Raw genomic sequence first — 20,900 nt, 5'->3', positions numbered from 1 at the left:
CTCCCCGCTCGGTCGCAGGTGGGGTAGCGGAAAGCCGACGGCAGGAGAATTGAGAATGCGCGTTCGCTGGCGTGGGCTGGAGTTGCCGAACCGGGTTCAGGCCGACCGCTCCAACCTTTCGGACACCTACGGCAAGTTCTACGCCGAGCCCTTCGAGAAGGGCTTCGGGATGACGATCGGCAACAGCCTCCGTCGCATCCTGCTGTCGTCGCTGGAAGGCAGCGCGATCACGCGGGTCAAGATCCAGGGCGTACAGCACGAGATCTCGACCATCACCGGCGTGGTTGAAGACGTCACGGACATCATCCTGAACGTCAAGAGTTTGGTCGTTAAGAACCTTTCTGACCAGCCGAAGACGATTCGCATCCAGAAGCACGAAGCCGGCGCCGTCCGCGGCGTGGACGTGCAGCACGACGAAACGATCCAGATCATCAACCCCGAGCACCACATCGCGACCCTCACGAGCGACGTGCCGTTCGTGATGGAAATGACGGTCGAAAACGGCCGCGGGTATCGCACGGCCGACGACAACGCCGGCAAGGACCGCGAGGTCGGGGTGATCCCGGTCGATTCGAGCTTCTCGCCGGTCGTGCGGGTGAAGTACGACATCGAAGAGACCCGCGTCGGTCAGAAGACGAACTACGACCGGCTCGTGATGGAGATCTGGACCAACGGCACGCTCGCTCCGCAAATGGCGATCGTCGAGGCGGCGAAGATCCTCCGCAAGCACCTGAACCCGTTCGTGCAGTACACGGAGCCGGGGCCGGAACTGCAACTGGACGACGGCCCCATCGAGATCGGGCCGAACGCGTCGGTGCGCGACCAACAGGACGCCGAGCTCGAGCGCAAGCTCAACATGAGCCTTGCGGAACTCGACCTGTCGGTGCGGGCGACCAACTGCCTCGAAACCGAAGGCATCCAGACCGTTCGCGATCTCGTGATTCGGACGTCCGAGGAGTTGCTCGAAGTACGGAACTTCGGCGAAACGACGCTCCGAGAAGTGAAGTCGAAGCTGGAAGAGCGGGGGCTGGCGCTCGGAATGCGTCTGCCGCCGCGCCGGTCGTAACCGCGGCTGATGCCGCACGTTTGATCCGAGAGGTCAGTGGACCGGAGGCCGGGAGCTAATGCCGGCCTCGGTTTCGTCACCTCCACCTTCCTTGGCACGGGGTGGGGTTCTTGCTTCTGACCTCTGTTTTCTAACCTCTTTTGATTTGAGGATGAGCCATGCGTCACCGTAAGCGCGGTCGTCACCTGAACCGCAACGCCGCCCACCGGCGCAGCCTGTTCCGCAACCTGACCCGCGCGCTGATCACGCACGAGCGGATCGTCACCACGCTGCCGAAGGCTAAAGAACTGCGGCCGTTCGTCGAGAAGATCGTCACCCTGGCCAAAAAGGCGAATGCCGCCATCGCCGCCGCGGCTGGCAAGGGCGAGGCCGAAGAGAAGACGGCTCGCATTAAGGCCCTGCACTACCGCCGGCAGGCGATGGCCCTGCTCGGCCCGACGCACGGCACCGAGATCTGGGACAAGAAGGACGAGAGCACCGGGGACACGGTGCTGAAGAAGCTGTTCCGCGAAATCGGGCCGCGGTTCTCCGATCGCTCGGGTGGGTACACCCGCATTCTGAAGCAGCACTACCGGCGGCTCGGCGACGGCGGCGCGACCGCGGTCATTGAGTTCCTGAAGTCCGGTGAGACGAAGGTTCAGAAGAAGGGGCCGGCCCCGGTCGCCCCGGCGCCTGCCCCGGTGGTTGCGGAGACGCCCGCTCCGACCGAAACACCCGCCAGCTAAACTGGTACACGAAACGAGCGAGCCTCGCGACCACGTGTCGCGAGGCTCGCTCGTTTTTGGCTCACGCCGAACCACAAGTTTCGCCAAAACGCCCATGTATAAATGTGCGTTAGCGGTTAGAATGGGCAGCCGCAGCGACCGTCGGCCCGTTCGCTCCGACCGGCCGGCCCGCGGGACCATAAGTGGCTTCTCATGAGCAATCGTGCCACCGCAGCGATCGTGTTCGGAGTGTTCTTCGTGTGCGTTCTGGCACTGACCGGCCTCGTTGTGACGGTGAAAGTGGTCGTGGAACGCCGCGGGGCGGCTGCCCGCTTGCGCGCCGAGCAAGCCCAGGCGAGCGAGCGCGAGGCCGGGCGAGCGGAGGCCGCGGCGGCGTTTGCCGACCCGAAGTCGCCCACCCCCGAAGAGGCCGCCGAGTTCGCGGCGCTGTTCGCCAACCTCACGAAGATCCTCGAAAAAGAGGACGGCCCCGCGCTGTTCCAGCAGTTCGACCCCGAACGGCTGTTCGAGGAACTAGTGCGAACCGGGCGGTTCGACCGGTTCGGCTTGAAACCCGGACGTGCCGATCGCGAGCGGTTCATTCGCGGGATGCAAAACGCCGGCGCGCGGGCCGTGTTCAATCCGTTATTCCGCTGGCAGAGCACCAACGTGCGCCGGGTACGGTGGTCGGCAGACCGCAACGAGGCGGTGGTGATCGCCAGCCACGTCAACGACTCTACGGCGCTCGGCCGGGTGAAACTCAAGGTGCGTTGGTGGCTGGTGCGGCGGCCCGGCGGGTGGCGGGTGTTCGATTTCGAGGACCTGGACCAAGGGCTGCGTGCGACGCACCTGATGGGGGCGTTGCTGACTCCAGACATGCTGGCTCGGCTGCCGGCACTGCAAAAGGCGCTGCTCGCGATCCGTGCCACGCAGGCCGCGATCGCCCGGCAAGACTACGCCAGCGCCGAGGCGGCGCTGGCCGGGTGCCGGCCGGCCGATCTGCCGGACCCGATCGCCGCGGTTGTGTATCTGCTCCGGGCCGGAATTCACCTCGCCCGGGGTGAGCCGAACGAGGCGCTTGCTTTCCTGGACCAAGTGGAACGGGTGGAGCCGGACGCGCCGCTGACGCACCTGATGCGTGCGAACTGTTACCTCCAGTCTGGCGAGCACGCCAAAGCGCTCGCGGCCGCGGACGCGTACATCGCCCAACTCGGCCCCGACGACGAGGCGGAACTGACCCGCGGGTCCGCACTTGAGGAGCTGAATCGGTTGGACGAAGCTCGGGCCGCGTACCGGCGGGCGAACGACCTGGACCCCGACGCACCCGACCCGCTGGTCGCGCTGGGCCGGGTGCTGGAGCCGAAGAACCGGTCGGAACTTGGTGACCGGCTGGGCCGTGCCGCGGACCCCGGCCGCCTGTACGACGCGGTGCGGCCCGAGATTGCTGACGACGATAACGGTCTCGCTGCCGACGCGTTGCTGGACGGGCTGCGCAAGGCGCGACCGGACGAGCCGCGGGGGCTGTCCGCGGACGTGCGCCGACAGGTGATCGCCGGTCGGTTTGATGCTGCTCGCGCGCTGCTCGAGCGCGGGCTGAAGATCGAGGCGGCTCGGCCCCAGGTGCTGGAGGCATACCTCCACGCAATGTGTCGGGCGAAGAAGGGGCGGGAGGCCTACGCCGTCGTGCCGGCCGAGTACGCCGCCCAGGCGTTCCGCATTCTTGCCAATGACCTCGACGACACGGTGTCGGACGCGGAGGAGCCCGAGGACGAACTGCCGGAACTGCGGGAGCTGATCGCGGCGCACCGCCGTCGTGTCCCGGCCGACCCGTGGCTGTTGTATTTTGAGGGCGCCGTGTTCCAACACGAGGAAGAATACGACCGAGCGGCTGCGGCGTTTGCGGCGGGAGCGGCCAAATTGCCTCCGGTAAATGCGGACCCGGAACGCGACGAGTTCGACGAACGAGCCGGGTTCCGCTGGCGCCAAGTGGAGTGCCTGTTCCGGGCGAAACGCGGTCTGGAGGCGCATGAAAAGGTCGAACCAATCGCGCCCGTGTTTCAGCAACTGGCCGGGCTGTACGACAGATGTGACGATCTCGACGGGCTGAAGAAACTGCTGGTGGCACACCGCAAGCGCGAGCCGAACGACATTCAGTGCGTGTACTGGCAGGCGCATCTCAAGTTCCGCGCCCGCGAGTACGCCGCCGCGGCGGTGCTGTTTAAAAAATTCTTGCGGGAGTCCGACGATAAGGCGGCAAACCGCTGGACGGCCCGTGACGAGTACCTGCGCGGGGTGCTCCGCTCCGAGCCGGAGGCCGCGGGCGCCGTGCTCGCGGAGTTCGGGGAGCAGCCGGTATCGAACCCCCTTCGCGCCGCGGTCGCGGCGACCGCCGGGAACCGGACCGAGCTGGAGCGGCTCATTGCGGAAGCGATACGGGGCGGCGCTAGCCTGTGGTTCTACTCGGACGAAGATTTCCGCACAGCCATTGGTCAGGAACAGTGGGCCGACCTGCGGGCCAAATACCCCGCTCCGAAGCTCCCGAAAGAGGCGCATGAGCGCCCATGAGCGACGAGGACGCACTGCTGGCCGCTATCGCAGCGCATCCGAGCGAGGACACCCCGCGCCTCGCCTACGCCGATTGGCTCGACGAACACGACCGGCCAATCCGGGCCGAGTTCATTCGCCTCCAGTGCGGGTGGGAGCAGACCGCCGAATTGCCCGGCGCGGATCGGCGGAAGCGCGCGGAACGAGTGCAGTTCTTGATCAAGAACCACCGGCGCGATTTGATTCCCGGCCCGTTGGGGCGCGACCTCACCGCCCCGGATATCACCTTCGACCGCGGCTTCCTGAGCAAACTCCAAGTCACGGCCCTTCAGTTCGTTCAGCAGCCCGGCGAGTTCGCGCGGTTGTGCCCGCGCCCCCAGGTCAGCATCCGGCACCTGACCGCCACTTGGTTCGCGCGGTTCATTGTGCGCCCCGAACTGGTCTGCGTGACTTCGATCGCCGTCAACTCGCCCGGAGTGAACGCCGCACGGGCGCTCGCGAGATGCCCGCACCTCGAACGGCTCGAAACGCTCGACTGGACGATGGGCGGGAACCGCATTGGTGATGCCGGGCTGGGTGCGCTCGCCGACTCCGATGCGCTGAGTAACCTCGCTCATCTTGAGGTTCCGGGCAACGAGATCAGCGACGCCGGGGTCGAGTGCCTCGTATCGTCCCCGCTCTGGCGGCGTTTGAAACGCCTGAACCTTGCGCACAACGACTTGACCGCGGCGAGCGCGGATCACCTCGTGAGCGCTCCGGCCGATCAGCTCGAAGCCCTCGTCTTGCACGGGATAAACTTCGGCTCCGCCGGTCTCCGGCGACTGGCGAGACGATTCGGTGCTCGCAGCCAGTTTTGATGAGCAATTGGGTTGAATGGGGCGAGTTTGACGCTGTCGCTGCAGGCAAGGGAAGAATACGCGGCGCGGGTCTATCGGTTACGGTGCTGGAAGCGGGTTGCTTGTACCTCAACATCTCGGCTGTTGGTCGTTCACGATAAAGATCGAGCGGAATGCACGTCCCGGTGAAATCCGGGGTTACAACCCCGGACACCGTTATGACTGTTCGCGGCGGGCGAAAACCCATATCCCATAAGCTGTACCGTTTGCCGCTACCACTGCACACTCGCACCCGATGACCCACTCGGCCGGTCCGACGAACCGCCCAACCGCAATCGGGTACTGGGCTCCCGATGGGACCCTCCCATCCGGCTCGTCCGAGGAGTTCCGGACCGCGCTCGGCGCGCTCCGCACGCCGGTTGTGGTGCTACGCGAACGCGACGAACTCCAGGTCGCGTCGGGTGGCGTAGTCTGCCTAGCTTCCCCCACCAACCAACCCCCGGCCGGTGCTCGGGAAGTGGTTGCGTACTTGCCCCCGCTGCCGCCGGAACAACTCGGCGATCCCACCTTCCTGCAAGAGCACGGGCTTAAGTACCCGTACATGACCGGGGCGATGGCCAACGGCATCGCCTCGTGCGAGATCGTCGAGGCGATCAGCAAGGCCGGAATGCTGGGGAGCTTCGGCGCCGCGGGCCAGTCGCTGGAGCGCATCAGTGCTGCGGTTGATCGGCTTAAGGCGAACCTGGGCGACGCCCCGTACTGCGTGAACCTGATTCACAGCCCGGGCGAACCGGCGCACGAAATGGCCACGGCGGAACTCCTTCTCAGCAAAGGCGTGACGCACGTCGAGGCGAGCGCATACCTGGACTTGACACCCGCGATCGTAAGATACCGCGTCGCCGGGTTCCGCGGCGGCGTGGGCGGGCTCGTGATCCCGCTGAACCGGATCGTAGCGAAGGTGTCCCGGGTCGAGGTGGCGACCAAATTCCTGTCCCCGCCGCCCGATAAAATGCTGCGTGAGCTGGTGGCCGCGGGACACGTCACCGAACGGCAGGCGGCGCTCGCGGCGAAATTCCCGGTTGCCGACGATGTCACGGTCGAGGCGGATTCCGGCGGGCACACGGACAACCGCCCGGCGATCACACTTTTGCCAACCATTCTCGCGCTGCGCGATCGGTTGCAGACTCAGTTCCGCTATGACGCCCCGCCGCGCGTAGGATTGGCAGGCGGGATCGCAACCCCCGCGAGCGCCGCGGGCGCGTTCGCGATGGGCGCGGCTTACATCGTTACCGGTAGTGTGAACCAAGCGTGCGTCGAGTCCGGCAGCTCGGACACCGTGCGAAAGATGCTCGCCGAAGCCGGCCAGGCGGACGTAATCATGGCCCCCGCCGCGGACATGTTCGAGTTGGGCGTGAAGCTCCAGGTGCTCAAACGCGGGACCATGTTCGCGATGCGCGCCCAGAAGCTCTACGAGCTGTACCGCACGTGCGCCAGTTGGGAAGCGATCCCGGAGGCGGAGCGCGTCCAGATCGAGAAGAACTTGTTCCGGTCGTCGTTCCAGAACATCTGGGATCTGACTCGCGAGTTCTGGGCCAAACGGGAGCCGGGGCAGCTCCAACGGGCCGAGGCCGACCCGCGGCACCGCATGGCGCTGGTGTTCCGCTGGTATCTGGGGCTCTCCAGCCGGTGGGCGAACGCGGGCGAGCCGGGCCGCCAGATCGATTACCAGGTGTGGTGCGGCCCCGCGATGGGGGCGTTCAACGAGTGGGCGAAGGGCTCGCACCTCGAAGCACCGCAAAACCGGACGGTCGTTGGGGTGGCCCTGAACCTCTTGTACGGCGCGTGCGTGGTGTCCCGGCGGGCGGCCCTGCGTCAGCAGGGCGTGAACCTGCCGGACGTGTGCTTCCCGCTCGCCCCGCTCGCAACGGACGAACTCGCCCAGCGGATGTCGTAAACTCGCGACGGCTCGGGCCAACCGAGCGGCGCCCGAACGCCCGGACCGGAACCGCCCGACCAACACGAACACGGTGTGATGCAGACTCCCGAATCGAACTCCCCGCTCGCGATCGTCGGCATCGGGTGCCTGTTCCCGAAGGCTTCCGGCCCCGGACTCTTCTGGGCGAACGTCAAGCACGGTGTGGACGGCATCACCGAGGTGCCGCCGACCCACTGGAGCCCGGACGATTATTTCTCGCCGGACCCCAAAGCCCCCGACATGACCTACGCCCGCCGCGGCGGGTTCCTGTCGGCGGTCGAGTTCAACCCCCTCGAGTTCGGCATCGCGCCGCGCGACATTGAGGCCACCGACACCACGCAACTGCTCGGGCTGGTGGCCGCCAAACAGGCGCTGGTGGATGCGGGCGTTCGGTTCGCCGACGCGAAGCAGCCGACCAACAGCACCAAGCCCTTTACCGACCGCAACCGCGTGTCGGTGATTCTGGGCGTGACCGGCACGCTGGAGCTGGTCATCCCTCTGGGCGCGCGGCTCGGGCACCCGAAGTGGAAACGCGCGATGCTGGACGCCGGCATCCCGCAGGAGCTGGCCGACGACGCGACCGCGCGGATCGCCGAGAGCTACGTGCCGTGGCAGGAGAACAGCTTCCCCGGCCTGCTCGGGAACGTGGTCGCCGGGCGCATCGCCAACAAGCTCGACCTGGGCGGCACGAACTGCGTCGTGGACGCCGCGTGCGCGAGTTCGCTCTCCGCGGTTCACCTCGCGGCGCTGGAACTGCAAACCGGCCGGTGCGACGTGGCCGTTACCGGCGGGTGCGACACGTTCAACGACATCTTCATGTACATGTGCTTCAGCAAGACCCCGGCGCTCTCGCCGTCGGGGGACGCGAAGCCGTTCAGCGAAGACGGCGACGGCACCATTCTCGGCGAGGGGCTGGGCGTCGTGGTGCTGAAGCGCCTGGCGGACGCCGAGCGCGACGGGGACACCGTGTACGCCGTCCTTAAGAGCGTCGCGTCGTCGAGCGACGGCAAGGGGAACGCGATCTACGCCCCCAGCGCGGCCGGGCAAAAGAAGGCCCTGCTCGGCGCCTACCGGCTGGCCGGCGTGACGCCTGACACGATCGAACTCGTGGAGGCGCACGGGACCGGCACGAAGGTCGGCGACACGGTCGAACTCACGGCCCTGACGGACGTGTACGGCCGCGCGTCGTCGAAGCCGCGCCCGTGGGCCGCGATCGGCTCGGTGAAGTCGCAGATCGGGCACACGAAGTCCGCCGCCGGCGCCGCGTCTCTCATCAAGGCCGCGCTGGCGGTTTACTTCAAGGTGCTGCCGCCGACACTGAAAGTGTCGCGCCCGGTGGAGCCGCTGCTCGCGCCGGACACGCCGTTCTACGTGAGCGGGGAGATGCGCCCGTGGCTCCCGCGCGCGGAGCACCCGCGGCGCGCGGCGCTGTCCGCGTTCGGGTTCGGTGGGAGCAACTTCCACGCGGTGCTCGAAGAGTACCGGGCGGAGAAACTCGAGCCCGACTGGGACGGCTCCACGGAAATCGTCGCGTTCGGCGCCGACACCCCGCAGGCGCTGGCCGCCGAACTCGCCAAGCTGCCGACCGAGTGGAACGCGTTCGCCCGCGCGGCGGAGGCGTCCCGGGCCGCGTTCACCCCGGCGGCGAAGTGCAGGCTGTGCTTCGCGGCGCACCGGACGTTGACGGACCTGCCGAAGCTGCTCGCGGGGGCGAAGGAGCGCCTCGGGGCGGAACCGGAGGCTGCGGGCTGGAGTACGCCGGAGGGCGTCCACTACGGACGCGGGGCGGCGCCGGGGCAACTCGCGGTGCTGTTCCCGGGGCAGGGCGCGCAGTCGGTCGGGATGCTTCGCGATCTCGCGTGCCTGTTCCCCGAAACGCTCGGCGCACTCGCCCTGGCGAACGAGGCGGTTGCGGCCCGGACGCCGGAACGTGACGCGCGCCGGCTGAGCGACTACATTTACCCGCCGACCACGTTCGACCCCGCCCGCAAAAAGGCCAACGACGCCGACCTGCGCGACACCCGGAACGCGCAGCCCGCGCTCGGCGCCGTGAGCTTCGGCGCCTGGCAGACCCTCGCGAACCGCTTCGGCGTGCGCGCGGACGCGTTCGCAGGGCACAGCTACGGCGAACTCGTGGCGCTGGCCGCGGCCGGCCGGTTGCAGCCGGCGGAACTGTTCGCGCTGTCTCGCGTTCGCGGGGACCTGATGGGTGCCCGGCGCGACGGCGACCCCGGGACGATGCTCGCGGTGCTCGCGCCGCTCCCGGAAATCGAGACCGTACTCACGCGCGAGCGGCTCAACGTCGTCGTCGCGAACCGGAACTCGCCGCGGCAGTTCGTACTGTCCGGCGCGACGGCCGAGATCGAGCGGGCCGCGAAGGCCCTGTCCGACGCGAAGCTGAAGGCGACCCGCATCCCCGTCGCGGCGGCGTTCCACTCGGAACTGGTCGCCGACGCCGCGGCCCCGTTCCGCGCCGCGCTCGAGCCCGCTGCGTTTGCGCCGCCCTCGGCCCGAGTTTTTGCGAACACGACCGCCGCCGAATACCCCTCGGCGCCTGGGGCGGCGAAAGACCTGCTCGCGAACCAGCTCGCTAAACCGGTGGCGTTCGTCGAGCAGATCCGCGCCATGTGCGCCGCCGGCGTGCGCACCTTCGTGGAAGTCGGCCCCGGGTCGGTGCTGACGCGGCTCGTCGAGGCGATCCTGGCGGACTCGCCGGTAACCGGTGCGGCCGCGCTCGCGCTGGACGCGTCCGGCGGCAAGCGGCCCGGCGTGCTCGACCTGGCACGCCTGCTCGCACGGCTCGCCGCGGCCGGACACGCCGTAACGCTGAGCGCGTGGGAGCGCGAGAGCCGGTGCCGCCCGTCGGCACCGCCGGCCGGCAAGCCGGGGCTGACGGTGAGCGTGTGCGGGGCCAACTGGGTGGCCCCGCGCGAGACGCGCCCCGCCCGCCCGCCGCAGCACCTGCACCTGGCGTCCAGCAACGGTAACGGTAAGTCACACTCTAGCGCCCCGGCACTCGCCGCCCCGGTACGGTCCAAGGGTTCCGCAATGTCTGACACGAACGCCCCGGGCTCGGGCGACCCGAACGCGCTGGCCCAGGCCCTGCAGATGACCCAGCAGAGCCTCGCCGCGCTCCAGCGCATGCAGGAGCAAACCGCGTCGCTGCACCGGCAGTTCCTCGAATCACAAGAGACCGCGCAGCGGACGCTGCAAACTCTGGTCGATCAGCAGCAGACGCTCCTTTTGACGGGGCTCGGCGCGGGCACGCCGTTGCCCGTTGCCCCGCGCCCGGTGCCGGTCCGCGCGCCGGCGGTGGCCGCCCCGGTTCTGCCGCCGGTCGTGGCGGCATCGGCACCGCCGGCACCTCCACCTACACCTGCCCCGCGCTACACGCCCCCGGCCACGACGATCCTGCCCGCTTCCGCGCTACCAAAGGAGGCGTTCATCCCGCCCGCGCCGAGGCTGGTGTCGCCGCCGCCTGCGCCACGAGCCGAGGCGGCGCCCGCGAACGACAAAATCGCCTCGGCGCTGCTGTCGGTGGTGAGCGAGAAGACGGGTTACCCGGCGGACAGCCTGGACCTGTCGATGTCGCTGGACGGCGACCTGGGTGTGGACTCGATCAAGCGGGTGGAGATCCTGTCGGCGCTGCAGGAGCGCTTGCCGGACGCTCCGGCGGTGAAGCCGGAGCACCTGGGCGCCTTGCACACGCTCAAGGACGTCGCCGAGTTCCTCGCCGGGCCACAGGGCAACGCCCGGGGGGCGGGTGCGGCCGACGCGGAAGCTGACGACGTGCTGATGCGCACGATGCAGGTGGACCAGCTTCACCTGCACCGTGGGGCGAACGGGGTGCCCCTGAACGGTGCGGCGCCCGCGGCCGGCGGGACGTTCCCGGAGGTGGCCTCGGCGCTGCTGTCGGTGGTGAGCGAGAAGACGGGTTACCCGGCGGACAGCCTGGACCTGTCGATGTCGCTGGACGGCGACCTGGGTGTGGACTCGATCAAGCGGGTGGAGATCCTGTCGGCGCTGCAGGAGCGCTTGCCGGACGCTCCGGCGGTGAAGCCGGAGCACCTGGGCGCCTTGCACACGCTCAAGGACGTCGCCGAGTTCCTCGCCGGGCCACAGGGGCCGGTCACCACGCGCATTTCTCTCAGCGAAGTGAACGAGAACTTGCTCACGAAGCCGGCCGCGCTGCCGGGGACCGAAGAGGCGACGAAGCCGGTTCCCGAAACCGAACAGCTTTCGCAAAAGGAGATCGGCCCCGCGGGGCGTTCCGCCGCCATCGCCCAACCGGCCCCCCGCGCCAACGAAACGCTCCGGCAACCGGTCGCACCGTTCGGCAGCGAGCGGGTCGACCGGAGCATCCCGCAAATCGTCGACCTCGACGTGAGCGCGCCGCGGGCCCGGCTGCCGCTGCCCGCGGGCAGCGAGTTCTGGCTGGTCGGGCCGGCCGATGCGCTCACCGCCGCGCTCGCGGACCGGCTCCGCGCGGCCGGCGTCGGCCCGCAAGTGTTGGGCTGGGACGACGTGCCGCCCGCCCCGCCCGCGAGGGGGCTGGCGGGCCTCATTTTGTTGGCGCCGGTGGCGCCCGGCCCCGATTCGGGGTTCAACCGCCGGGCGTTCAACTGGCTCAAAGCCGCGGCGCCGAAGCTCCGACAAACCGGGCGCGGCGGGGCCGCCGTGTTCGTCACGGTCGCCCGGCTGGACGGCGCGTTCGGGCTCGCCGAACTGTCCCCGGAGAGCGACCCCACGTCCGGCGGCCTCGCGGGCATGGCCAAGACCGCAAGGCACGAGTGGCCCGAGGTGAGCTGCCGCGCGCTGGACCTGTCGCCCGCGTTCACGGACCCGGCGGCCGCGGCCGCCGCGGTGGCCGACGAGGTGCTTTCGTCCGGGCCGCCGGAGGTGGGCATCGCCCCCACGCACCGGTGCACGATCGAACTGGCCCGCGCCACCCGGCGGCAGCACAGCCAGCTCATCAAGCTCGGCGCGCGGGACGTTGTGCTGGTCACCGGCGGCGCCCGCGGGGTGACCGCCGAAGTGTCCGTGGCGCTGGCGGAGACGTACCAGCCGACGCTCGTGCTGACGGGCCGCACCCCGCCGCCGGCGGCGGAGCCCGATTACCTCGCCGGGCTGAGCGGCGAGCCGGAGATGAAGCGGGCGATCGCCGACGCGCTCGGGGCCGAGGGCACGCCGCGGGCCGTCGGCGACCTGTACAAGAAGGTGGTCGCCCAGCGCGAGGTGCGGCAGACGCTGGACCGCGTCCGGCAGGCGGGGGCGAAGGTCGCGTACTTCCCGGTGGACATCACCGACGACCGCGCCGTGGCCGATGTGCTGCACCAGGTGCGGGTGAAGTTCGGCCCGGTGACCGCGCTGGTCCACGGCGCGGGCGTGCTGGCCGACAAGCGCATTGAGGACCTCACCGGCGAGGGCTTCGACTCGGTGTACTCCACGAAGGTGGACGGGCTGCGCACGCTGCTCGACCTGCTCGGCAACGAGGACCTGAAAGCGCTGGTGCTGTTCAGCTCCACGACCGCGCGGCTCGGGCGGGTGGGGCAACTGGCCTACGCCTGCTCCAACGAGGTGCTGAACAAGATCGCGCAGGTGGAGGCCCGCAAGCGCCCCGGGGCGCGGGTCAGCGCGATCAACTGGGGGCCGTGGGACGGGGGGATGGTGACGCCGGCGCTGCGGAAGCTGTTCGAGTCCGAGGGCGTCGGCACGATCCCGCTCGCGGACGGTGCAACGTTCCTGATCCAGGAGCTGAACGCGGCCGGGCGGGCGGTCGAGGTGGTCGCGCTGGCGAAGCCCCCGGGGCGGCCGGTCGGCGGGTCCGGGGTGACCCCGGTGCAGGCGACGGCGAGCCCCACCACCCCGGCCTCCAACGCGCCGGTCATGTCCCCGCCGAACCCGCTGCCGTCGGCCGATATGACGGTGGCGTTCGAGCGCGGGGTGGACGTTGCCACCCACCCGGTGCTCAAATCGCACGTGCTCGACGGGCTCGCGGTGCTGCCGGTCGCCCTGCACCTGGAGTGGCTCGCGCACGCGGCGCTGCACGGCAACCCGGGGTTCCAGTTCCACGGGTTCAACGACCTGCGGGTGACCAGCGGGGTGAAGGTCGAGGTCGGCGCGCAGGTGCCGGTGCGGGCGCTGGCCGGTAAGGCGGTGAAGCAGGACAAGCTGCTCGTGGTGCCGGTCGAGCTGCGCGGGCGGAAGAAGGACGGCCGGGACGTGATCTACTCGCGGGCCGAGATCGTGCTGGCGTCGGCGCTGCCCAAGCCGGGCCTGGCGGACCGGCCGCCGGCCGTGGCCCCGGTCGGGTACGACGCGGCGCGGGCGTACCGCGAGCTGCTGTTCCACGGCCAGGACCTGAGGGGCATCGCGTCGCTCGTGGGGCGCGCCGACCGGGCGTTCGTCGGCACCGCGTACCCGGCCCCGCCGCCGGCCGACTGGTTCGAGTTCCCGCTCCGCTCCGGGTGGGTCGCCGAACCGCTGGTGCTGGACACCGCGTTCCAGCTGATGATCCTCTGGACGCAGGGCGCCCACGGGTCGGCGTCGCTGCCCAGTTTCGTGGGCCGGTATCGGCAGTTCCGCAAGGCGTTCCCGGGGGACCCGACCACGATCGTGATCCGCGTGACGCGGGACGACGCCCGGTTCGCCCGCGCCGACATCGACTTCCTCGCGCCGGACGGCCAGGTGGTGGCCCAGATGCAGGACTACGAGTGCATCATGGACGCGGCGCTCAACGCCTCGTTCCGCAAGAACCAGCTCGCGGCCAAATAGTGTTTGGTGCCTGGTGTTTGGTGTTTCATGCGCCGGCGAACCGGACACCGGTTCCGGTCGCCGTTCAACCCAAACACTGAACACGAAACACCAAACACCAGACACGAATGAACGACCGCATCGCTATCGTCTCTGTCGCGGGCCGGTTCCCGAGTGCCGGCGCGGACCTCGACCGGTACTGGGCCGACGTCGCGTCGGCGACCGATTGCTCGCGCGAGGTGCCCGCCGGGCGCTGGGCGCTGCCGCCCGATCGCTGCACCGACCCGCGGGTCGCGAACCCCGACACGGTGTACTCCGCCCGCGGGTACTACCTCGACCCGTTCGAGCCGGATCTGAGCGGCCTGGACATCGATCCCGGGCTGGTGCGCGAACTCGATCCGCTGTTTCACCTCGTGTTAGATGTCGGCGGCCGGGCGTGGCGCGGGGCCAAAACCGCGGGCCTGGACCGCGCCCGGGTGGGCGTCGTGCTGGGCAACATCTGTTTGCCCACGGACCGCGCCAACGACCTGTGCCGGGCGGTGCTCGGCGGAAGGCTCGGGCTACCGGCGGGCGCGCCGGTCCACCCGCTGAACAGGTACGTTGCCGGGCTACCCGCGGGCCTGCTCGCCAAGGGGCTCGGGCTCGGCGGCGGGAGCTTCACCCTGGACGCCGCGTGCGCGTCGTCTCTGTACGCGCTCAAGCTCGCGTGTGACGAACTGGTCGCCGGCCGGGCCGACGCCATGCTCGCGGGCGGGTGCTCGCGCCCCGACTGCCAGTACACGCAGATGGGGTTCGCGCAGCTCCGCGCGCTGGCGCCGAGCGGGCGGTGTTCGCCGTTCGACGCTCGGGCCGACGGCCTCGTGGTGGGCGAGGGGGCCGGGGTGTTCGTGCTGAAGCGCTTGGCCGACGCGCTCAAGCACGGCGACACGATTCACGGCGTCGTTGCGGGCGCGGGCGTGTCGAACGACATGCACGGGAACTTGCTCGCCCCGGCCAAAGAGGGCCAGCTTCGCGCGATGCGGTCGGCCTACGCGCACGCCGGCTGGAACCCGTGGGACGTGCAACTGATCGAGTGCCACGCGACCGGCACGCCGGTGGGCGATCAGATCGAGTTCGACAGCCTGCGGGAACTGTGGGGCGGTTCCGACTGGGCGCCCGGGCAGTGCGTGATCGGTTCGGTGAAGTCGACGGTGGGGCACCTGCTCACCGGGGCCGGCGCCGCGGCGCTGACCAAAGTGCTGCTCGCGATGAAGCACGAGCAGCTCCCACCGCAGGCGAACTTCGCGACCCCGGCGCCGGGGCTGAGCTACGACGGCGGGCCGTTCCGGGTGCTGCGTGCCGCCGAGCGCTGGGGGCGTTCGTCCGCCACCCAACCGCGCCGGGCGGCGGTGAGCGGGTTCGGGTTCGGCGGGGTGAACGCGCACCTGCTCGTCGAGGAGTGGACCGGTCTGCCGCCGCGCTCGGGCGCGAGCAAAACGCCGCGCCTCATCGCGGTCGGAACGCGCGAGGCGGCCGCCCGGTCGCGCGCCAGCGAACCCCGCGAGCCGGTCGCGGTGGTGGGGGCGGCGGCGCACGTGGGGCCGTGGGCCGACGCCCGGGCGCTGCAAGAGCAGTTGTTCAGCGGGGGGACGGCCGAGCCCGGTATCAAACTGAACGGCTGGGCGCTGGCGGACGAGCCGTGCCCGCCCGGGTTTTACATCGACGAGCTGGCGCTGCCCATCGACAAGTTCCGCGTGCCGCCCAAGGAACTGGAGGAGACGCTGCCGCAGCAGTTGCTGATGCTGCGCGTGGCCGCGGACGCGCTCGCCGACGCGGGGTACGCCCCCCGCGCCGACGGTGACCCCGCGACCGGCGTGTTCGTCGGGCTCGGGTTGGACCTGAACACCACCAACTTCCACCTGCGCTGGGCCGCGATCGGGAGCGGTGCCGGCCCCGACGAAGCGTCCCCGCCGCTGACGGCGAACCGGACGATGGGCGCGCTCGGGAGCATCGCCGCGAGCCGCGTCGCGCGGACGTTCCATTTCGGCGGGCCGAGCCACACGGTTTGCAGCGAAGAGGGCTCCGGGGCTCGGGCGCTGGAACTGGGGGTTCGTGCCCTCCAGGCCAGAGAGTTGGACCGCGTTCTGGTGGGCGGGGTGGACCTGGCCGGCGACCCGCGGCTGGTGCTCCCGGGCGAGGCGTCGCTCCCGGCCGACGGCGCGGTCGCGCTCGTGCTGAAACGCCTCGCCGACGCCGAGCGCGACGGCGACCGCGTGTACGCCGTTATTAAGGGAGTTGGGGTCGCATCGACCGAGGGGGACGCACAATCTCGCGCCGCGGCCGATGCCGGGCTGCCGCTCGGGTCGGCGGTCGTGTTCGGGGGGACGGCCGAGCGGGTCGGTGAGGCGGGTGCCGCGTCGGGGGCGGTGGCGGTTCTGGAGGCGTGCGTCGCGCTGTATCAAGAAGTGCTCCCGGGGGGCGTGGCCGGTTCTTTGATCGAGGCGCCCGGCGGCCGGGGCGCCCGCGGCCCCCAGGAGCCGACGTTCTGGTTACGGAACCGGGCCGACGGGCCGCGGCGCGCGTGCGTGCACTCGTCCGGCGCAGACGGGTCGCACTTCGCTTTCCTGCTGGAGGAGCCCGCGCAGCGGGTTCCGGCCGAACTCGCGCAGCCGCTCGGCGCGCGGGCGGAAGCGGCGTTCGTGGTCGAGGGCGACACGCCGGCCGAACTGCTCGCGGGCATTGAGGCCCTGTCGGCGTTCGCGCACGACCGGGCCGGGCGCAACGTTGAGGCCGTCGCCCGGGGGTGGTTCCGGGCGGCGCCGGGGGCCGGGCGGAAGCTGGCGGTCGGGTTCGCGGCGCGCTCAGGGGCGGAACTCGCCGAACAGATCTCGTTCGCCGCATCGTCGCTCCACGCGGACCCCGCCAGCCCCTTCCCGGCGACGGCCCGCCAGGCGCTCCGGGACCGCGTGTTCTACAGCCCGAAGCCGCTCGGGACGCGGGCGAAGGTCGCGCTCGTGTTCCCCGGGTCCGGGAACCAGTTCGACGGCATGGGCCGTGACCTCGCCGCCCAGTGGCCCGAAGTGGTGCGCCGACAGGACGCCGAGAACCAGCGCCTGCGGGACCAGTTCAGCCCGCAGTTCTTCTGGCACGGGCGCGCGGGCGACGCGCCGGCGCGAGACCTGATGTTCGGGCAGGTGACCGTCGGCTCGCTGGTGGCGGACGTTGTGGCCGCGCTCGGCGTCCGCTGCGACGCGATGATCGGGCTGAGCCTCGGCGAGTCGGCCGGCCTGTTCGGGGTGCGTCTGTGGCGCGAGCGCGACGAAATGTACCGGCGGATGCAGGTTTCGACCCTGTTCGCGTCGGACCTCGCCCCACCGTATGATTCCGCACGGGTGTACTGGGGCGTTCCGGCCGGTGAGCCGGTGGACTGGGTCAGCGGCGTGATTTCCGCCGGCGCCGACGACGTGACGGCGGCGCTGCGCCCGGGCCTGCTCGCGTACCTGTTGATCGTGAACACCCCGGGCGAGTGCGTGATCGGTGGGAAGCGGGCCGACGTGGAGAAACTCGCGGCGGCGGTCGGTAAGCCCGTGATGCTTCTGGAGGGCGTGACGCTCGCGCACTGCGAGGCCGGGAAGCCGGTGTTCGGGCCGTACCACGACCTGCACATGCTGCCGGTGACGCCGCCGGCCCACGCCCTGACCGTGTACAGCGGCGCCTGGGGCAAGAGCTACCGGCCCGGCGAACTGGCGTGCGCGGACTCGATCACGTCGGGGCTGGTCGGGCTGATCGACGTGCCGCGGGTGATCGAGGCGGCGTACCGCGACGGGGTGCGCGCGTTCGTCGAAGTGGGGCCGGGGGGCTCGTGCACCCGCATGATTTCGGCGATCCTGGGCGACCGCCGGCACCTGGCCCGGGCCGCCCACGCCGCGAAGCCGGACGCGGTGTCGCAGGTCGTTCGCCTCGTGGCGCACCTGGCGGCAGAGCGGTTGCCGGTCGATCTCGCCGCGCTGTACGGTACGGAAACGCGGTGCGTTGCGCACCGGGAGCCCGAACCGGCGCGGCGCAACGTGGTTGTGGTGCCGGTGGGGTTGCGCCCGGTGCCCCCGGCCGTGGTATTGACACCTCTCACGAAGCGGGAAGCCGCGCCGAGCGCGGTGCCGATCGAGACGGACGGGGAGGAGCGCGTCGCGCCGGTCGTGGCCGCTGGCACACCGGAGCCGACTCCACACGTTCCTCCCACCGAGGCGCTTCGTTCATCCCCCGAGCCTCACGTTCGCTTGCGGAGCCAACCTCTCGCTCCGGCGGCTCAGCCCGAAGAGGTGGCGAGCCCACACATCGTTCCGGTGCTCGCTCCGGAACTGGTGCCGTCTCTTGCCCCGGTCATTGAGTCGGTCGCAAACGTGCAGGTGCTCAACATGCAGGCGCAAGAGGCGTTCCTGCGTGTCAGCGGCAAGTTGATGGAGTCTGCCGCCGGGGTGCTGAGGTTCCAAACCTCGCTGCTCGATGCGTGGACGCGCGGAGGCGCGGGCGCGAGCGAACCGGTCTCGTCGCTCGTGTGGCTGACCCCTCCGGCGTCCCCGCTGGAGCCGCCCCGCGCGCTGACCTTCGAGCAGTGCTGCACCTACGCGGCCGGCAAGATCGCCGACGCGCTCGGGCCGCTGTTCGCCGAGGTCGATTCCTTCCCGACCCGCGTCCGGTTGCCGGACGGCCCGCTCCAACTCGTCGACAGCATCAGCCTCATTGAGGGCGAGCCGAAGTCGATGACGAGCGGGCGCGTGGTGACGCACCACACCGTCCGCGCGGACCGCTGGTACCTGCAATCGGGCCGCATCCCGACCGCGATCTGCGTCGAGGCGGGGCAGGCCGACCTGTTCCTCTCGGGGTACCTCGGCATCGACTTCGAGACCCGCGGGCTGGCCGTGTACCGGCTGCTCGACGCGGTCGTGTCGTTCCACCGCGGGCTGCCGCAGGTCGGCGAAACGGTGACCTACGACATCCACATCGACAAGTTCGTGAAGCAGGGCGATTCCTGGCTGTTCCACTTCTGGTTCGACGGAACGGTCAACGGCGAGCCCCTCATCACGATGCGCAACGGCGTAGCCGGGTTCTTCACCGCGGATGCGCTCGCGGCCGGTAAGGGGATCGTTCAGACCGCGCTCGACAAGAAGCGGTTCCCGGGCAAGAGGCCCGACGACTGGGCGGACCTCGTGCCCCAAACGGTGTGCGCGCTGACCGCGCAACAGGTGGACGCCCTGCGCGGGGGCGACCTCGTGGGGGCGTTCGGGCCGGCGTTCGCCCGGGCGCGGCTGACGCGACCGGCCACCATCCCCGGCGGGATGCTCCGGCTCGTGGACCGTGTGCCCCTGATCGAACCCGCGGGCGGGCGGTTCGGCACCGGCTTCGTGCGCGCCGAGTTCGACATTCACCCGGACGACTGGTTCCTGACGTGTCACTTCGTGGACGATCAAGTGATGCCGGGGACGCTCATGTACGAGTGCTGCCTGCACACGCTCCGCGTGCTGCTGATGCGCCTCGGCTGGGTGGGCGAGGCCGACGACGTGGTGTGCGAGCCGCTGCCGGGCGTCAACAGCCGGCTGAAGTGCCGCGGGCAGGTGCTCGCGACGACCAAGACCGTCACCTACGAGGTGACGGTGAAGGAACTGGGCTACCGGCCGGAGCCGTTCTGCGTCGCCGACGCGCTGATGTACGCGGACGGCAAGCCGATCGTCGAGATCACCAACATGACGCTGCGCATGTCGGGGCTCTCGCGCGAGAAGCTGAATGTGATCTGGGCCGGGATGGCAGAACCTACTCCCTTGAAGGGAGCGGGGCGTTCCGACGCGGTGCGAACCCCATCCGGTCCACGAACCGGTTCGGAAGTGTCTTCTCTCCCCCTCCCTGCAGGGAGGGGGCCGGGGGGTGGGTTGTCTGCCGCTCCGCTGTACGATTCCGCCAAAATCATGGCGTACTCGAACGGCAACCCGTCCGAAGCGTTCGGCGAGCCCTACAAGGTGTTCGACTCCGAGCGGGTGCTCGCTCGCCTGCCGGGGCCGCCGTACCAGTTCCTCGACTGCGTGACCGCCGTGTCCGGCGAGCCGTTCGTGCTGAAGGCCGGCGCGAGCTGCACCGCCCTCTACGCCGTGCCGCCGGACGAGTGGTACTTCGGCGAGAACCGCTGCGAGAACATGCCGTTCAGCGTCCTGTTGGAGATCGCCCTCCAGCCGTGCGGGTGGCTCGCCGCGTACTGCGGGTCGGCGCTCACCAGCAAGGACGACCTGAGCTTCCGCAACCTCGGCGGGAAGGGCACCCAGTTCCGCGCGGTGACGCCGGCCACCGGGACGCTCGCGACCACCGTGAAGATGACGGGCGTGTCGAACTCTGCGGGCATGATCATTCAGCACTACGACATGCTCGTCGAGGACGCTCAGGGGCCGATGTACAAGGGCACCACCTACTTCGGGTTCTTCACGAAGGGGGCACTGGCGAACCAGGTCGGCATCCGCGAAGCCCGGGTGCCGTGGCCCAACGAGCAGGAGCTGGTGCGAGCCAGGAGCGACGCGCTCCCGCACGAGCCGCCGTTCCCCGGGGCGATGCTGCGCATGGTGGACCGGGTCACCGCGTACGTCCCGGACGGCGGCGCGAAGGGGCTCGGGCTCCTGGTGGGGACCATCAAGGTCGATCCGGAGTTCTGGTTCTTCAAGGCGCACTTCTACCAGGACCCGGTGTGGCCCGGGTCGCTGGGGCTGGAGTCGTTCCTCCAGTTGCTGAAGTACGCGGCGTGGAAGCGGTGGGGGGCGCCGGCGAAGCCGTGGCACACGGTGGCCCGAAACGTGCCGCACACGTGGGTGTACCGCGGGCAGGTGCTGCCGAAGGACCACGAGGTCACGGTTGTGCTAGAAATCGTCGCCGCGGACGACGATAATCACCGGCTCACCGCCAACGGGTTCCTGACCGTGGACGGGCGGGTTATCTACCAGATGACCGATTTCACCCTAGAATAGCAGCCGGGACTCGCCCCGACGGCCGCGACACCTTGCCGACCC

7 protein-coding genes are annotated in these 20,900 nt (G+C 70.0%); all 7 read left to right on the top strand.

The features are described 5' to 3' along the window. Positions 1 to 55 precede the first annotated feature (55 nt). The 7 genes from GobsT_RS36770 to GobsT_RS36740 all read left to right on the top strand — a co-directional run bounded on the left by GobsT_RS36770 (position 56) and on the right by GobsT_RS36740 (position 20,858). On the top strand, positions 56 to 1,066 hold the full coding sequence (locus GobsT_RS36770; protein ID WP_010041904.1) for a DNA-directed RNA polymerase subunit alpha: 1,011 nt from the start codon (positions 56 to 58) through the stop codon (positions 1,064 to 1,066). A gap of 158 nt (positions 1,067 to 1,224) precedes the next feature. After that, complete coding sequence (gene rplQ / locus GobsT_RS36765) at positions 1,225 to 1,791, top strand: 50S ribosomal protein L17 (protein ID WP_010041906.1); 567 nt, start codon at positions 1,225 to 1,227, stop codon at positions 1,789 to 1,791. 192 nt (positions 1,792 to 1,983) lie between these two features. Next, entirely contained in the window at positions 1,984 to 4,335 is a 2,352-nt protein-coding gene (locus GobsT_RS36760) for a tetratricopeptide repeat protein (RefSeq protein ID WP_010041907.1), read from the top strand. Continuing rightward, a complete protein-coding gene (locus GobsT_RS36755) occupies positions 4,332 to 5,171 on the top strand; it encodes a TIGR02996 domain-containing protein (RefSeq protein WP_010041908.1) in 840 nt (279 codons plus the stop codon). The genes GobsT_RS36760 and GobsT_RS36755 overlap by 4 nt, the downstream gene beginning before the upstream one ends. Before the next feature lie 274 nt (positions 5,172 to 5,445). Continuing rightward, positions 5,446 to 7,104: a PfaD family polyunsaturated fatty acid/polyketide biosynthesis protein gene (locus GobsT_RS36750; RefSeq protein WP_010041909.1), complete on the top strand. Its 1,659-nt coding sequence runs from the start codon at positions 5,446 to 5,448 to the stop codon at positions 7,102 to 7,104. Positions 7,105 to 7,182: 78 nt separating this feature from the next. After that, positions 7,183 to 13,899 carry a type I polyketide synthase gene (locus GobsT_RS36745; protein WP_010041911.1) on the top strand — a complete coding sequence of 2,239 codons (6,717 nt, stop codon included), beginning with the start codon at positions 7,183 to 7,185 and terminating at the stop codon, positions 13,897 to 13,899. A 107-nt stretch (positions 13,900 to 14,006) separates the two neighbouring features. Beyond that, a complete protein-coding gene (locus tag GobsT_RS36740) occupies positions 14,007 to 20,858 on the top strand; it encodes a beta-ketoacyl synthase N-terminal-like domain-containing protein (protein WP_010041913.1) in 6,852 nt (2,283 codons plus the stop codon). The last annotated feature ends 42 nt before the right edge of the window (positions 20,859 to 20,900 follow it).

The sequence above is a fragment of the Gemmata obscuriglobus genome, assembly GCF_008065095.1.
GTDB classification, from domain to species: domain Bacteria; phylum Planctomycetota; class Planctomycetia; order Gemmatales; family Gemmataceae; genus Gemmata; species Gemmata obscuriglobus.
Note: the sequence above shows the minus strand (reverse complement) of the source record. Positions and strands in the feature narration are given on the sequence as shown.

Coding starts and splice junctions, on each gene's coding strand:
- GobsT_RS36770 (WP_010041904.1), top strand. CDS start 56: ATGCGCGTTCGCTGGCGTGGGCTGGAGTTGCCGAACCGGGTTCAGGCC.
- rplQ (WP_010041906.1), top strand. CDS start 1,225: ATGCGTCACCGTAAGCGCGGTCGTCACCTGAACCGCAACGCCGCCCAC.
- GobsT_RS36760 (WP_010041907.1), top strand. CDS start 1,984: ATGAGCAATCGTGCCACCGCAGCGATCGTGTTCGGAGTGTTCTTCGTG.
- GobsT_RS36755 (WP_010041908.1), top strand. CDS start 4,332: ATGAGCGACGAGGACGCACTGCTGGCCGCTATCGCAGCGCATCCGAGC.
- GobsT_RS36750 (WP_010041909.1), top strand. CDS start 5,446: ATGACCCACTCGGCCGGTCCGACGAACCGCCCAACCGCAATCGGGTAC.
- GobsT_RS36745 (WP_010041911.1), top strand. CDS start 7,183: ATGCAGACTCCCGAATCGAACTCCCCGCTCGCGATCGTCGGCATCGGG.
- GobsT_RS36740 (WP_010041913.1), top strand. CDS start 14,007: ATGAACGACCGCATCGCTATCGTCTCTGTCGCGGGCCGGTTCCCGAGT.